General features: G+C 61.1%; 18 protein-coding genes and 1 tRNA gene. 11 read left to right on the forward strand and 8 right to left on the reverse strand.

The annotated features are described in order from the left end of the window. Positions 1-5: 5 nt before the first annotated feature. Positions 6-239 carry a hypothetical protein gene (locus NKI97_RS10490; protein WP_352449312.1) on the reverse strand — a complete coding sequence of 78 codons (234 nt, stop codon included), beginning with the start codon at positions 237-239 and terminating at the stop codon, positions 6-8. A 79-nt stretch (positions 240-318) separates the two neighbouring features. Here NKI97_RS10490 and NKI97_RS10495 point away from each other — a divergent pair, with 79 nt between their 5' ends. After that, the gene (locus tag NKI97_RS10495) at positions 319-819 is read left to right on the forward strand and encodes a DUF2165 family protein (protein WP_352449313.1); all 501 of its coding nucleotides are present in this window, start codon (positions 319-321) and stop codon (positions 817-819) included. 251 nt (positions 820-1,070) lie between these two features. After that, positions 1,071-3,212, forward strand: a complete 2,142-nt coding sequence (locus NKI97_RS10500; RefSeq protein WP_352449314.1) for a sodium-translocating pyrophosphatase — start codon at positions 1,071-1,073, stop codon at positions 3,210-3,212. A 124-nt stretch (positions 3,213-3,336) separates the two neighbouring features. On the opposite strand, the gene NKI97_RS10505 is transcribed toward NKI97_RS10500, so the two are convergent. Beyond that, entirely contained in the window at positions 3,337-3,870 is a 534-nt protein-coding gene (locus NKI97_RS10505; RefSeq protein WP_352449315.1) for an outer membrane protein assembly factor BamE, read from the reverse strand. Positions 3,871-3,984: 114 nt separating this feature from the next. Between NKI97_RS10505 and NKI97_RS10510 the strand changes: the two genes are divergently transcribed. From NKI97_RS10510 to NKI97_RS10540, 7 genes are all read left to right on the forward strand, one after another. Then, positions 3,985-4,524, forward strand: coding sequence for a ubiquinol-cytochrome C chaperone family protein (locus NKI97_RS10510; protein ID WP_023674506.1), 540 nt, complete (start codon positions 3,985-3,987; stop codon positions 4,522-4,524). A 40-nt stretch (positions 4,525-4,564) separates the two neighbouring features. After that, positions 4,565-5,113, forward strand: a complete 549-nt coding sequence (locus NKI97_RS10515; RefSeq protein WP_352449316.1) for a YceD family protein — start codon at positions 4,565-4,567, stop codon at positions 5,111-5,113. 123 nt (positions 5,114-5,236) lie between these two features. Continuing rightward, a complete protein-coding gene (gene plsX / locus NKI97_RS10520; RefSeq protein ID WP_352449317.1) occupies positions 5,237-6,307 on the forward strand; it encodes a phosphate acyltransferase PlsX in 1,071 nt (356 codons plus the stop codon). Positions 6,308-6,316: 9 nt separating this feature from the next. Further along, on the forward strand, positions 6,317-7,288 hold the full coding sequence (locus tag NKI97_RS10525; RefSeq protein ID WP_023674509.1) for a beta-ketoacyl-ACP synthase III: 972 nt from the start codon (positions 6,317-6,319) through the stop codon (positions 7,286-7,288). Between the two features lie 105 nt (positions 7,289-7,393). Continuing rightward, on the forward strand, positions 7,394-7,717 hold the full coding sequence (locus NKI97_RS10530) for an integration host factor subunit alpha (protein ID WP_023717292.1): 324 nt from the start codon (positions 7,394-7,396) through the stop codon (positions 7,715-7,717). 245 nt (positions 7,718-7,962) lie between these two features. Next, positions 7,963-8,505 carry a MerR family transcriptional regulator gene (locus NKI97_RS10535; protein WP_023674511.1) on the forward strand — a complete coding sequence of 181 codons (543 nt, stop codon included), beginning with the start codon at positions 7,963-7,965 and terminating at the stop codon, positions 8,503-8,505. Between the two features lie 74 nt (positions 8,506-8,579). Beyond that, positions 8,580-8,921, forward strand: coding sequence for a hypothetical protein (locus NKI97_RS10540; protein WP_023674512.1), 342 nt, complete (start codon positions 8,580-8,582; stop codon positions 8,919-8,921). 126 nt (positions 8,922-9,047) lie between these two features. Here NKI97_RS10540 and NKI97_RS10545 read toward each other — a convergent pair whose 3' ends face one another. Next, positions 9,048-9,239 (reverse strand): hypothetical protein, encoded by a 192-nt coding sequence (locus tag NKI97_RS10545; RefSeq protein ID WP_023674514.1) that lies wholly within the window; start codon positions 9,237-9,239, stop codon positions 9,048-9,050. Positions 9,240-9,556: 317 nt separating this feature from the next. On the opposite strand from NKI97_RS10545, the gene NKI97_RS10550 reads away from it, so the two are divergent. Together NKI97_RS10550 and NKI97_RS10555 are read left to right on the forward strand one after the other, a co-directional pair. Further along, positions 9,557-9,835, forward strand: coding sequence for a helix-turn-helix domain-containing protein (locus NKI97_RS10550; RefSeq protein ID WP_352449318.1), 279 nt, complete (start codon positions 9,557-9,559; stop codon positions 9,833-9,835). Between the two features lie 119 nt (positions 9,836-9,954). Further along, complete coding sequence (locus tag NKI97_RS10555) at positions 9,955-10,413, forward strand: YbaK/EbsC family protein (protein WP_352449319.1); 459 nt, start codon at positions 9,955-9,957, stop codon at positions 10,411-10,413. Positions 10,414-10,451: 38 nt separating this feature from the next. Here NKI97_RS10555 and NKI97_RS10560 read toward each other — a convergent pair whose 3' ends face one another. From NKI97_RS10560 to NKI97_RS10580, 5 genes are all read right to left on the reverse strand, one after another. Beyond that, positions 10,452-10,646 carry a hypothetical protein gene (locus NKI97_RS10560; RefSeq protein WP_023674517.1) on the reverse strand — a complete coding sequence of 65 codons (195 nt, stop codon included), beginning with the start codon at positions 10,644-10,646 and terminating at the stop codon, positions 10,452-10,454. Positions 10,647-10,793: 147 nt separating this feature from the next. Then, a complete protein-coding gene (locus tag NKI97_RS10565; protein WP_352456595.1) occupies positions 10,794-11,027 on the reverse strand; it encodes a hypothetical protein in 234 nt (77 codons plus the stop codon). Between the two features lie 785 nt (positions 11,028-11,812). Further along, positions 11,813-11,889 (reverse strand) — tRNA-Pro (locus NKI97_RS10570). A gap of 36 nt (positions 11,890-11,925) precedes the next feature. Beyond that, positions 11,926-13,215 (reverse strand): O-antigen ligase family protein, encoded by a 1,290-nt coding sequence (locus NKI97_RS10575; RefSeq protein ID WP_352833924.1) that lies wholly within the window; start codon positions 13,213-13,215, stop codon positions 11,926-11,928. Continuing rightward, the gene (locus NKI97_RS10580) at positions 13,212-14,747 is read right to left on the reverse strand and encodes an undecaprenyl-phosphate glucose phosphotransferase (protein WP_352702579.1); all 1,536 of its coding nucleotides are present in this window, start codon (positions 14,745-14,747) and stop codon (positions 13,212-13,214) included. Before NKI97_RS10580 ends, NKI97_RS10575 begins: the two co-directional genes overlap by 4 nt. Positions 14,748-14,754: the final 7 nt, after the last annotated feature.

The following is a 14,754-nucleotide window of genomic DNA, read 5'->3' on the forward strand; positions in this document are numbered from 1 at the left end:
TTCTTTCAGTGGCCCGTTGAACGCGCTGGATGATCGAGCGTCAGTTCCAGCGTTGTGCTCGTCTCGCCGGTGATCCAGCGGCGGCGGATGATGGCGAAGTCGTGCTGTGTGTCGGCTCTAACCACAGAGACCAAGTCGCCCACCGCGCAATCACTGTCGAGATCGAGGGCTTCGACAGTCTCGGCAATGTCTTGCTTGCCGGCATAATGTCTCGCAATGGCTGTGAGCACGATGATCACTGGCCCACCCGTTGCGCGATCTTCGGGACTCGGTGATTGATGAGTGCGATGCCCCGATCTTTCAGCAGGAGTTCTTGCCATGACCGCGCGTTTCTCCAAGATCGTCATGTGTTTGTGTCTGGCGGCTTTCGCCTTCCTCGTCGCCTTCGGCAACATCACCGATTACGGCTCAAACTTCGCCTTTGTCCAGCATGTGCTGAGCATGGACACGACCTTTCCCGGCAATGCACTGATGTACCGCTCGATCACCAACCCGTCGCTGTGGACGGCTGGCTACTGGCTGATCATCATTGGCGAGGCGCTGACCTGCCTGCTTTACCTAATCGCCGCCTGGCAACTCTGGCAGGCGCGCAACGCCAGCGGACAGGCTTTCAACGATGCCAAGAAGTTCGCCATCATTGCCGCCACAATGGGCTTCTTCGTTTGGTATTTCGGCTTCATGGTCGTTGGCGGCGAGTGGTTCGCCATGTGGCAGTCTTCGACTTGGAATGGTCAGGAGGCGGCGTTCAAATTCTACATCACCATGCTGCTGGTGCTGGTCTTCGTCGTCCAGCCGGACGGCGACCCGCGTAAAGCCTGACCACTGTTCGCCGATTTCAACCGATCTAACCGGATGGCAGTGTCGACAGGCGCTGCCGTCCAGCCTTTTGGGCGAAACCCGGGATCTTTTGGGCGAAAGCCGGACAGGAACGGAACAATATCTTGACGTTCCGAGCCCTGTTTCGCATAAGCCGCTGCGAAGGGACGGATTCCGGTTGCGGAAAATTCGTCCCCTGTCTCAACGGCCCGGGGAGGGGTTCTTTTGGGCCACCAATCGAGGAAAATTCGGCAATGACCATAATTTCAGCTGTCATCGCCTGCGGTCTGCTTTCAGTCCTTTACGCCATCTGGGCGACACGTTCGGTCCTCGCGGCCGATCAGGGCAATGCACGCATGCAGGAAATTTCCGCGGCCATCCGCGAAGGCGCTCAGGCTTATCTGGCGCGCCAGTACACCACCATCGCCATCGTCGGCGTCGTGGTCCTGCTGCTTGCCTGGTGGCTGCTTTCGATCACCGCGGCCATCGGCTTCCTGATCGGCGCCGTTCTATCGGGTGCCGCTGGCTTCATCGGCATGCACGTCTCGGTGCGCGCCAATGTGCGCACCGCGCAGGCGGCTTCCAACAGCCTCGCTGCCGGTCTCGAGATCGCCTTCAAGTCGGGCGCCATCACTGGCATGCTGGTTGCTGGCCTGGCCCTGCTCGGCGTCTCGATCTACTACCTGATCCTGACCCAGTTCATGGGTCTGCAGCCAAACGATCGCGTCGTCATCGACTCGCTTGTTTCGCTCGGCTTCGGCGCCTCGCTGATCTCGATCTTCGCCCGTCTCGGCGGCGGCATCTTCACAAAAGGCGCCGACGTCGGCGGCGATCTTGTCGGCAAGGTTGAAGCCGGCATTCCCGAGGACGATCCACGCAATCCGGCCACCATTGCCGACAACGTCGGCGACAATGTCGGCGATTGCGCCGGCATGGCCGCCGACCTGTTCGAGACCTATGCGGTGACCGTGGTCGCCACCATGGTCCTCGCCGCCATCTTCTTCGGTGGCACCGACGTTCTCGGCGCGGCCATGCTCTATCCGCTGGCCATCTGCGGCGCCTGCATTCTCACCTCGATCGTCGGCACTTTCTTCGTCAAGCTCGGTTCCAGCGGCTCAATCATGGGTGCGCTCTATAAGGGCCTGATCGTCACCGGCCTGCTGTCAATTGTCGGCCTTGCCGTGGCCACCTCGGCATGCATCGGCTGGGGTGAGATCGGCACCGTCGCCGGCATGACCATCACCGGCACGAACCTGTTCATCTGCGGCCTTGTCGGCCTTGCGGTGACCGGACTCATCGTGGTGATCACCGAATATTATACCGGCACCAACAAGCGTCCGGTGAACTCCATCGCCCAGGCCTCGGTCACCGGTCACGGCACCAATGTCATCCAGGGCCTCGCGGTCTCGCTGGAAGCGACGGCGTTGCCGGCGATCGTCATCGTCGGCGGCATCATCTCGACATACCAGCTCGCCGGCCTCTACGGCACGGCGATCGCGGTGACGACGATGCTTGGCCTCGCCGGCATGATCGTCGCGCTCGATGCCTTCGGCCCGGTCACCGACAATGCCGGCGGCATTGCCGAAATGGCCGGCCTACCCAAGGAAGTGCGCCAGTCAACCGACGCGCTCGACGCTGTCGGCAACACCACCAAGGCGGTAACCAAGGGCTACGCCATCGGTTCGGCTGGCCTCGGCGCGCTGGTGCTGTTCGCGGCCTACTCTAACGACCTGAAGTTCTTTGCCGCCAATGGCGACAAATACCCCTACTTCCAGGGTATGGGCGACGTCTCCTTCGATCTCTCCAATCCTTACGTCGTCGCCGGCCTGATCTTCGGTGGCCTGATCCCGTATCTGTTCGGCGGCATCGCCATGACCGCCGTCGGCCGCGCCGCGGGTGCTATCGTCCAGGAGGTGCGCAAGCAGTTCCGGGAGGATCCGGGCATCATGGCCGGCACCTCGAAGCCGAACTATGCGCGCGCCGTCGACCTTCTGACCAAGGCAGCGATCCGGGAGATGATCGTTCCGTCATTGCTGCCGGTGCTGGCGCCGCTGGTGGTCTATTTCGGCGTCCTCCTGATCTCCGGTTCGAAGGCATCCGCCTTTGCCGCGCTTGGCGCCTCGCTGCTCGGCGTCATCGTCAACGGCCTGTTCGTCGCCATCTCGATGACCTCCGGCGGCGGCGCCTGGGACAACGCCAAGAAGTCGTTCGAAGATGGTTTCGTCGACAAGGACGGCCTCAAGCACCTCAAGGGCTCCGAAGCGCACAAGGCTTCGGTGACCGGCGACACGGTCGGCGATCCCTACAAGGATACTGCCGGCCCAGCGGTCAACCCGGCGATCAAGATCACCAACATCGTCGCGCTGCTGTTGCTGGCCGTTCTCGCGCACGGCTAAGCTCGGTCGCTATGGCCTTAAGACAAAAACCCGCGGGATCGCTCCCGCGGGTTTTTCATTGCCTGAGATATGCCGCTTACAGGGAAGCGAAAGGAACGGAAGGAAGCCGACACCCTCGGGTGGATCAGGAGCCGCCGAGCGTGCTGCCGCCGCTGGCGCCGGGAACACCAGGCGCCAGCTTGCTGGCGCCACTGATGATCTGGCTGAGGAAGTTCTGGTCCTTGCCGCCGGTCGGCGTGGTGCGCGAGATGAAGTCGAACACCTTGCCGTCCTTCAAGCCGTAATTGGCGATCTGGGTGACGCGCCCGTCATCGCCAAAATAGACCGCCAGCACATGCTGGTCGACCAGCCGCGGCTTGTCGAAGGCGACATAGCGCTTGCGCGTCTGAGAAATGTAATAAAAGGCCTCGTTATCGAAGGTCGCCTTCGTCGAGGGAGTGCCGAGCGCCAGCAGCACCTGTTCGCGGCTTGAGCCGACCGGCACCAGGTCGATCGCCTGCTGGTCGATGACGTAGCCTTGCGTCAGCGTCTCGCTCGGATTGAGATCGCCGATCATCTTAGACGAATTGCAGGCGGAAAGCGCCGCAGCGATCACCAGCAGCGAAACCGCACCGCCGGGCCTGGGCAGGAAAGTCGACTTGAATTTCAGCGCGCGCAACTACAACTCCATAAGCTGGCCGCAACTTGCGCTGGGCCGCAAAACCGGTAAACCAGCTTGCTTGCCGATGCAACAAGGCCACTTCAACAAACGGTCCCGGGAGACCACCCTCAAATGTTCCAGCGCCTCTTTGGCCGCGAAAGACATGCCAACCGCGCCATCACCGAGGCGCTTTACGCACAAATCGTGGCGGCGGCGCGGCAAACGGTGTTTTATTCCGCCTGGAACGTGCCGGACACGCCGCTCGGCCGCTTCGAGATGCTGTCGTTGCACATGTTCCTGTTCCAGCACCGGTTGCGCGGCGAGGGCGGTGCTGCGGCAGAGGTTGCGCAGGTGCTGATCGACGAGTTCTTCATGGATGTCGAACATTCGTTGCGTGAATTGGGCATTGGCGACGTCGGCGTGCCGAAGCGAATGCGGAAACTGGCGAAGATGTTCTATGGCCGTACCGCCGCCTATGATGATGCGCTGCAACGAAATGACCATGATGCACTCGCCGCCGCCCTTGCCCGCAATGTCAGGCCGGATGCCGGCGCCTGGCCGCAAGCGTCGCAACTGGCACTCTATGCCGCCGATGCATCAAGGCAACTCGCGGAACAGCCGACCGAATCGATCGTTTCCGGAACGGTGGCATTTCCCGTGGCCAACGCTTGAGCGACGGCAGGCCGATGAAGGTGGCGAAGTGGAGGCGAAGATGAAACACCCTGATACCCACAGCCCAGTGTCATTCCTGGCAAATGTCGCCCGGCTGCCGCAAAAGGGGCTGCCGGTGGTCATCGATGCCGACGCTGGGCAGCGCGCCCTGCTGGCCGTCGAGCACGAGCTGCTTTCGGTCGAGAACTATCGCGCCGAACTCCTGGTCGAGCCCTGGAAGCGCAACGGGGTGAAAGTCAGCGGCCATGTCGAGGCCGATATAACGCAGGCCTGTATCGTCACCCTCGACCCGGTCGAGGCGCATATCGATGAGGCGGTCGAAGCGCTGTTCCTGCCGGAGCAATCCAAGCTCGGGCGGCAAGGTTTCGACGGCGGCGGTGAGATCCTGCTCGACGTCGAAGGCCCGGACAGCCCGGAAACCTTTTCCGGCGATGCGATCGACGTCGGGGCGCTTGCCGAGCAGTTCTTTGGCTTGGCGATCGATCCATATCCGCGCAAGCCGGGTGTATCGCTGGAGGCCGCCGGCGATGCCGAGCCTGTGGAGAATGAATTCCAGCAAAAGCTCAGATCACTGTTGGGAAAATCCTGATAGCTGACCCAATTTGAGAAAAGTTGGTTGTGCGGCAGCCCAAAACCGTTATTTTCGCCGAACCTTCGCGAGCCCCGCACCTTGGCAAGCCCGCTGGCCAAGCAACCGTGAGATGAACACCGCGTGATCAGGATTTCCATCGATGCCATGGGCGGCGATCACGGGCCAAGCGTGGTCATCCCGGCGCTCATGACTGTCGCCACCCGCCGTCCGGATATACGCTTCGTCATTTATGGGCGCGAAGAAGTGGTACGGCCCGAACTCGCGAAATTCCCCAAGCTAGCGGAAGTGAGCGAGTTCATCCACTGCGAGATCGCAGTGCGGATGGACGACAAGCCGAGCCAGGCGCTGCGCCATGGCCGCTGGAAGTCATCGATGTGGAAGGCCGTCGAGGCGGTCAAGGCAGGCACTGCCGACGCCTGCATCTCGGCCGGCAATACCGGCGCGCTGATGGCAATGTCCAGATTCTGCCTTCGCACCATGGCGACCATCGATCGCCCGGCAATCGCGGCGCTCTGGCCGACATTGCGCGGCGAGAGCGTGGTGCTGGACGTCGGCGCCACCATTGGCGCGGATGCGCATCAACTGGTTGATTTTGCCATTCTGGGCACCGGCATGGCGCGCTCGGTTTTCGGCATCGAACGGCCGAGCGTCGGCCTGCTCAATGTCGGCGTCGAGGAGATCAAGGGCCAGGAAGAGGTCAAGGAGGCGGGTCGTATGTTGCGCGAGGCCAACATGGCCTCGATGAACTACCACGGCTTTGTCGAGGGTGACGACATCGGCAAGGGCAGTGTCGACGTCGTCGTTACCGAAGGATTTGCCGGCAACATCGCGCTGAAGACGGCGGAAGGCACCGTCAGGCAGATCGCCGGCTATCTGCGCGCGGCGATGAACCGGACGCTGATGGCCAGGATCGGCTATATCTTCGCCAAGACCGCCTTCGATCGCCTGCGCGAGAAGATGGATGTCGGCCGCTCCAATGGCGGCGTCTTCCTCGGATTGAACGGCATCGTGGTGAAAAGCCATGGCGGGGCTGATTCGGATGGCTTCGCGGCGGCGATCGAGCTTGGCTACGACATGGTGCGCAACAATCTGCTTGACCGCATCGAAGCCGATCTCGACCTGTTCCATGCCCGCAATCCGAATGCCCAGACAATCCGGAAATCCGACGTCGTCATCGACGCAAAGGAATAGGAAAGAGCATTGATCAGATCAGTCGTGCGCGGCACGGGCGCCGCGCTGCCCCGCCGCATTATGAAGAATGCCGATTTCGAAGGCATGGTCGAGACGTCGGACGAGTGGATCGTCCAGCGCACCGGCATTCGCCAGCGCCACATTGCGGCCGACGACGAGACGACGGCCTCGCTGGGCGAGGCGGCAGCGCGCGCAGCCCTCGACAGCGCCGGCCTGACGGCTGACGACATCGACCTGATCGTGCTGGCGACCTCGACGCCCAACAACACCTTTCCCGCGACCGCGGTCGAGATCCAGAACCGGCTCGGCATGCACCACGGTTTTGCCTTCGACCTGCAGGCGGTCTGCTCCGGCTTCGTCTATGCAGTGACGACCGCCGACCTCTATATCCGCGGCGGCTTGGCCAGACGGGTACTGGTGATCGGCTCGGAAACATTTTCGCGTATTCTCGACTGGAACGACCGCTCGACCTGCGTTTTGTTCGGCGACGGCGCCGGCGCGATGGTGCTGGAAGCAGGCACGGGGGCAGGCGGCATCGCCGACCGAGGCGTTCTGGCGGCCAGCCTGCGCTCCGACGGCATCCACAAGGACAAGCTTTTTGTCGACGGTGGGCCGTCGACCACCGGAACGGTCGGGCACCTCAGGATGGAAGGCCGCGAAGTGTTCAAGCATGCGGTCGGCATGATCACCGACGTCATCGAGGCGACGTTCGCACAGGCCGGCATCGGCGCCGCCGATCTCGACTGGTTCGTGCCGCATCAAGCCAATAAACGAATTATTGACGCTTCGGCCAAAAAGCTCGGGATAGAGGAGCGGAAGGTGGTGGTGACCGTCGATTTGCACGGTAATACCTCGGCGGCTTCCGTGCCGCTGGCACTGTCCGCAGCCGTCGCCGACGGTCGCATCAAAAAGGGTGACCTGGTACTGCTCGAGGCGATGGGCGGCGGCTTCACCTGGGGTGCCGTCCTGCTCCGCTGGTAAGTGCCGAACTATCCGGTTCGGGTCCCTTGACCTTGACGGATCAATTACTTAGGTTCTGCCGTTGCTTGTATCGATTTATGTTTTTGAGCTGATGGGACGGTTCGTATGGGGGGAAAGACACTTACGCGCGCCGACCTCGCCGAAGCCGTTTACCGCAAGGTTGGGCTGTCGCGTACTGAATCGGCCGAGCTTGTCGAGGCGGTGCTGAATGAGATCTGCGAGGCGATCGTTCGCGGCGAGACGGTGAAGCTGTCGTCCTTCGCGACCTTCCACGTGCGCTCCAAAAACGAGCGCATCGGGCGCAATCCCAAGACCGGTGAGGAAGTGCCGATCCTGCCGCGCCGGGTGATGACCTTCAAGTCGTCGAACGTGCTGAAGAATCGTATCCTGCGCTCCCATCAAAACAGCAAAGCCAAGGGCAGCAAGTAGCCGCCCAATCCCCCTTTGCCAAGAATCATGCTCCAGGCTTCGGTTGAAAAGCGAACCCTGCTTTTGCGCCGGGCTTGAATATTGTTTCATAAACCGCTGAAATAAGATGCGATTCGGTACGCCGGATCGGTATTTGGGTGTGATCCGTTCCGGCGGGACGGAAAGCTGCTCTCCTTGTTAAGCGTGATGTCGCCCGAACCCGGTTCCCGCCTTTCGCGATCATGCTCTAGCGTGAGGATTCGCCCATGGACAAGAGCCCTGATGCTTTCCGCACCATCAGCGAGGTCGCGGAGGATCTGGATTTGCCGCAGCACGTGCTGCGCTTCTGGGAGACGCGTTTCAACCAGATCAAGCCGATGAAGCGCGGCGGCGGCCGCCGCTACTACCGTCCGCAGGACGTAGAACTGATCAAGGGTATTCGTCATATGCTCTACGACCAGGGCTATACGATCAAGGGCGTGCAGAAGCTGTTGCGCGAGAACGGCAACCAGTTTCTGATCGCCGTCGGCAGTGGCGACATGGCGGCGGTCGAGGCGATCTCGCAGCGCCGACAGGCCGACACGGTACCGCTGACGCAAGCGGCGCAGCCGCGCGGCCCGGACGACGAAATGCTGGTTGGCCAGCCGAGGGTGAAACCCAGCCGTCGTTTTTTCGGTATAGGCAAGACCGACGAGGAAGGTCCGGTTCCGCCGGACACGTCAAAACTTTCCCGTGACAATCGCGCATTGCTGCAGGAGGCGCTGTTCGACCTCCTGGAATGCAAGCGCCTGCTCGATCAGGTTCGCTAGAGCCCGCCGGGCTGACCGGAACGGTCTTCAGGGTCATGCGTTAGGCTTCCTTCTACAGATGAAGGAAGCACGTCATGGCATCGCTTTCGAGCATCTCCGACACCGATCTGGACAAACAGGTCGCGGCCCTGACCAGGGAACTGGCCACCTTGAAGAAAGCCGTGTTAAAGCGGGGCGGCGCCTTTTACGAAGACGGGCGCGATACCGCGTCGGATTATTATTCGGATATCACTGAGCGCCTCGGCGACGCCTTGCCGGCAATCAGAAGGCAAGGCCGGGCGATCGAGAAGACCGCCCGAGATCACCCGGCGACGGCGGCCGCTGTCGGGCTGGTTCTGGTCGGGCTCGTCGCCAGTCTGTTCCTCGGCGGCCGGCAGCAACAAGCACCGCGAGCGCGTTCAAGATCGGCACGTTGAGATAAGCAAATGGCGGTGGTCAGCGGACCGCCGCCATTTTTCGCCGACACGGAAAGCCCGGCAAGCGCGCCGCCCTTGATCAAGCACCAGAACGCCTGATTGCGGGTTGTTCGCCCGAGGGTGTTTTCAGTACTTCTTCGCGACAACCTTCTTGTGATGGTGGCGGTAGTGGTGGACGCGGTGATGGTAGTGATGGCGGTGATGCTTCTTGACGGTGGTGTGCATCGTCGTTGCATTCGCGCTGCTTGCGCCGATGATCGGCATCGAGAGGGCAAGTGCGATTGCAAGTCCAAGGGCGGAGAGAAGAGGCTTCTTCATGACATCGTTTCCTTTTTGCGCAGCCGGAATTTGAGCGTCACTGATTCAGGTCGGTGACTCGAGCGCTGCGGTTGGGACTATCGCCTTGGAGTTTTTCGGCAGTTTTTCCGGCCTGTAGAATTTTGTTTCCGAACTGTGTCTGCTGACGATCCGGCCAGATGTCGGCGCGCCGGCATCCGCCATTCATTCCGGCGTCGGTTCACGATGCCGTGACGCTATCTTTGATGCTTGGCAAATCACCGGCGAGCGGGCATTCTCCCGATCGTCTCAGGCAACAACATGATTTGATCTAACTCTTTCATCCCACGGAGTTGCCAATGCCCCAAATAGCAAAACGCGAACCTTACTCCGAACTCGCGGCGAGCGCGGTTACGCCTGAACGCAGTGCCGTCCGAACCGCCCGGGAAGCCCGTGGATACAGCATCGAAGAGCTGTCCCTGGCGTGCGGGCTGGCAGCCTATGAGATTGCCGACATTGAAAGCGGCAAGGATGCCGATCCCTCGAAACGTCGGCGTATTGCCTCCGCGCTTCAACTTCCGGAAAGCGCTCTGTTTGACGAAGTCGTGTTGTCTGCCAAAAGGCGATCCGTGTCGTAGCGGCGTGCCATGCTTTTATTCCACGAGCTCGCCATGGGTCGCCCTGGCGGGCTTCGTTTTTTCGGCCACGTAGTGGACTTGCCGGCCGTCACGGCGACGCCAGACGGAAATTGCTGGAGATGAGCCTCGAATCCGTTCGCGCCTTCTTCGCCGCACACGCGCCCGACATTGATGTCATCGTCACGGAGGCAAGCTCGGCGACGGTGCCTTTGGCCGCCGAAGCGCATGGCGTAGCGCCGGCGCAGATTGCCAAGACGATCTGCTTGCGCGCCGGCGACCAGACGATGCTGATCGTGGCCAGCGGGATCTCCAGGCTGGACAATCGCAAATTCAAGGATCGGTTTGGTGGCAAGGCGCGAATGCTGGACGCCGAGCAGGTGCTCGCCGCGACCGATCATCCCGTCGGTGGGGTGTGCCCGTTCGGCCTACCGGCGCCGCTCCCGGTCTACTGCGACATCTCGCTGCGCGCCTTTGACGAGGTCGTCCCGGCGGCAGGCGCGACGAATGCCGCCGTACGGCTCAGCCCGCAACGACTGGCCGAACTCGTCGACGCCGAGTGGGTGGATGTGTGCCAGTAGCCATTTATCCGGGTCGTGGGATCCGCTGAGCGTTACCGCTACTCGGTCTTCTGTGGCTCTTCTTTTTTGATCGTCTGAGCGTCCGTGACAGTCGACATATCGGCCTTCTCGACGCTTGCTGTCTTCGTCTGCGTGTCGACCGATGCCTGGACCTTGGAATGCGCGGGGCAATCCGCAGAGGCAGCTGATATGGACATGGTCAGTGCCGCGGCTATTGCGAGGAATGTCTTCATGATCATTCTCCTCTTTCGTTCGATGGGTAAAGTTAGCCCGTCTGGCACCGACCGCAAAATCACATTTGTTCACACGCGCTCCTGCGCACGCGGAAGCCGACGCTGGGCCAGCAATTCAAATGGTTGCGCGGATAGCCGCTTGCCGTATCAAAGCCCACTGGCTCCGGCCGGAGGATTTTTGGCGTTAAAGATCTCGCCGCTCAGAGCCAGTCTCAAATCTTCGGCACTGAGCTGACCACTTTCAAATAAATCCATCACCCTGCGGCCGAGCACTTCTCTGCCTGGATCTCCATCAGCGAGGCCTAGTTCACGGCATCGGGCATCAAGTGCCTTGGTCAACATGGTCAGATCGGCAGGACAGGCAACCCCTTGAAGCGACATTGCATCTCTCCCGGAAAGGGCGAAAGCGCGTGGCATCTTCGAAGCGTCCGCTCGCCCTTACAACTGCGGACGACGGCAATTCAACTACAGCCAACCTTTTTCGAACTCAACATTCAAACGTACCAAAACGCCGCGCGCTCCAATGGGAGGATCCTGCTACAATACGGTATGGCCGTCCGAATAGCGGTTGTCCTCGCGCTTCTTTTCGCCTTCGCCTACGGTTTCGCAAAACTCGCGGAACATTATCGCAGCGTTGGCGACAGGCCTTCTCCGTGTGAAGAATTGCCCTATCCTGATTGTCCTGACCAAAAAGCTCCTCCCCGGGAAGAAACTGAGCCTTGAGCGCGCGCCTGTTCAGGCCAGGCCAGCCGTCGGGATTAGTTCTTTCCAACCGACGGTTGGTGGACGCATTGCAGCTGATGCGCCTAGGGTTCACTTCGATCCGCGCGCACCGGGCATGCCCAACCCCCGAGTCACCCCTGCCTGATGCAAGGCGCCTGATCGAGTCCCGCCGTTCTGGCATGTGCGGCGGGACCTTTTCTTATTGAAGCTGGAATACGGGCTCACGATAAAGGTTGGCGTACGCAGCAAAGCTTACCTAGCCATTACCGCGCGGTTTCTCGGTGGGCTTCTGGCTAGACGCCAGCCTCCGTGCCTCGCGCACGAGTGATGCGTGATCGGTTTCCTCGATGAGATCACGCGCCTGCGTATGTTGCGCTGGCTGCAGTGCGGCTATGTCTGTACAGCCAGTTTGGGGGAAAACTGGCTAAGCCTTTGGATTTTAATGGTCGGAGTGGCCGGATTCGAACCGACGACCCCTTGACCCCCAGTCAAGTGCGCTACCGGGCTGCGCTACACTCCGGACCGGTCGCGATGTATCGTGATAGACCGGGTCCGGTCAACCGAATTCGGTTGCTGTCCTGCCTGAAGCAACCGCGACGGGGATTGCCGGTCGCTGCGCCGCCCGCAGCTGCCACTGGTGGCGGTATTCGAGCGCGATGGCACCCCAGATCAAGCCAAGCAGCAGGTAGACATGGCGCCAGTGGTCGATGTCGATGAAGGTGCCGAGCCCGATATTGCCGATGAAGGCGACGTAGGCGCATAGAAGATAAGGCTGCCACGGCCGGTCGCGCAGCAGAATGCGGAAGCCGGCGGCGATCGTCCAGCACGTCAGCGTCAGGAACGACACGAAGCCGAGCCAGCCGTAATCCATCAGCATCTTCAGCCAGATGTCGTGCGTGTCCTCGCCGAACATCTTGCCGAAGACGAGCGGGCCGATGCCGAACGGATGCTCCAGTGCCATCTGAAAGCCGATCGTATAGCGGGCGAAGCGGCCGAGCCGGGCGGTGTCGTAGCTTTGTTCGAGCTGTGCGCGGTTCGAGAACATCTCGGCGACGCCTGGCAGTTGCAGGATGACGATCATTGCGATGACCAGCAGTCCGACGGCGGCGATGGTCATGACGACGACGCGCAGCCTGAACTTGCCGCTGGCGCTCTGCAGGAACAAGGCACCGGTCAGCAGGATCGCCGAAACGGCGAACATGCCCCAGGCGCCGCGCGAAAAGGAAAAGAAGATGCCGGCGGTGATTATCAGCAACGGCACCGCCAATCGCGGCATGCGTGCGACCGAGCCGGTAAGCAGCAGGTAGAGCAGGTAGATGCCGGGCAGCACCAGGAACGGACCGAACACGTTCGGGTCCTGGAAGGCGCCGGCGGCACGGTCGTATTTGGTGAAGATCTCCGCTCCTGGAAAGGCATGGAAATAGCCGGCTATGCCGACCAGCGAAGTCAGCACTGCCGACACCACATAGGCGACGAAGATCACCCGGTAGAGACTGGGCCGGACGGCCGTTACCGAAGCGAAAAAAACCGCGGTTAGGGCCAGGAACAGCGAGACGGCGAGATAGAGCGGCGTGCCGGCGAGGTCCGACATCTGCGTCATCGAGATCATACCGCCGATGTTCATGATAACCAGCAGCACCAGAAGTGGCACCGCCGCGCGCTGTATACGCATGCCGAACAAGGGCCACACCACGATCAGCCCGATCATGTAGAGATCGTACGGCGCGGGCTCGGCAATGACGAAACCGGACAGGAAAACGCCGAGGAAAACCGCCCCCGACGCAATCAGTGCAATCAGCTTGGCGTTGACCGCCGCCGCCGGCAATTCATAGGCCGTCGCGCTCAATATGCGTTTTCCGTGTTGAGCAGTCGGATCGGCGTCAGGAACAGGATTTTGAGGTCGAACAAGAGCGACCAGTTCTCGATATAATAGAGGTCGTATTCCGTCCGCATGCGAATCTTCTCGTTGGTGTCCATCTCGCCGCGCCAGCCATTGATCTGCGCCCAGCCGGTCACACCGGGTTTGACCTTGTGGCGAGCGAAATAGCCGTCGACCACTTCATTGTAGAGGAGGTTGTGCGACTGCGCGGCAATGGCGTGCGGGCGCGGCCCGACCAGCGACAGCGAACCGAACAGCGAATTGAAGAACTGCGGCAGTTCGTCGACCGAGGTCTTGCGGATGAAGCGGCCGACGCGGGTGACGCGCGGATCGTTCTTGGTCACGGTCTGTTTGGCCGTCGGGTCCGCCTTGTCGGTATACATCGAACGGAACTTGTAGACGTCGATGATCTCGTTGTTGAAGCCGTGCCGCTTCTGATGGAACAGCACCGGCCCCTTGCTGTCGAGTTTGATCGCGATTGCGGTCGCCAGCATCACCGGCGAGAACACGATGATGCCGATGATCGAAAAGACGATGTCGAAGGCGCGTTTCGCGACCGAATCCCAGTCGTTGATAGGCTTGTCGAAGATATCGAGCATCGGCACCGAGCCGATGTAGGAATAGGCGCGCGGCCTGAACTGCAGCGCATTCGAATGCGCCGACAGCCGGATGTCGACCGGCAGCACCCACAGCTTCTTCAATAATTGCAGCACGCGCGATTCGGCGGTCAGCGGCAGCGAAACGATCAGCATGTCGATGCGCGCGATGCGGGCAAATTCGATGAGCTCGGAAATCGTGCCGAGCTTGGGATAGCCGGCGACAACCGGCGGTGAACGCTTGTCACCACGGTCGTCGAAGATGCCGCAGATGCGGATGTCGTTGTAGGGCTGCCTTTCGACCGAGCGGATCAATACCTCCGCGGCCTTGCCGCCGCCCACGATGACGGCGCGGCGCTCCATCCGCCCGTCGCGCGCCCAGCGCCGGATCAGCTTCGAGATCACCAGGCGGAGACCCAGGATCAACACGAAACCGACGACGAACCACGTGCCGAAGAGCAGGCGCGAATAGTCTTCCGACATTTTCATGGTGAAGGCGGTGAGCGCCATCAAGGCGAATGTTCCGGCCCAGACCAGCAGGAGACGGCCGAAATTGGCGATCGGCCGCATCAGCGCGACGATCTGGTAGCGGTCGGTGACGTCGAACAGAACGACCGCGAGGAACGAGGTGGCGGCGATCGTCAGTGAGTATTGCCAGGCAAGATAGTTGAAAAAGCCGACATAATAGAAATAGACGGCAAGACCTGAGACCAACAGCAGCGCGAATTCCACCATGCGCAGGACGCCGCTCACCATGATCGGCGACATCGTATCGCGCCGGTATTGCGAGGCGACCTGGCGGGCAACATCGTTCATGCCGCCGGCCGTATTGTTCTCGGCAGGGGCGTCGAATTTGCGCACCGCGTCTAGCGAAAAACGGCGCGCTGGGTCGATTTCGTTCATGGGGCGT

The organism is Mesorhizobium sp. M0296, assembly GCF_040321675.1.
GTDB lineage: Bacteria > Pseudomonadota > Alphaproteobacteria > Rhizobiales > Rhizobiaceae > Mesorhizobium.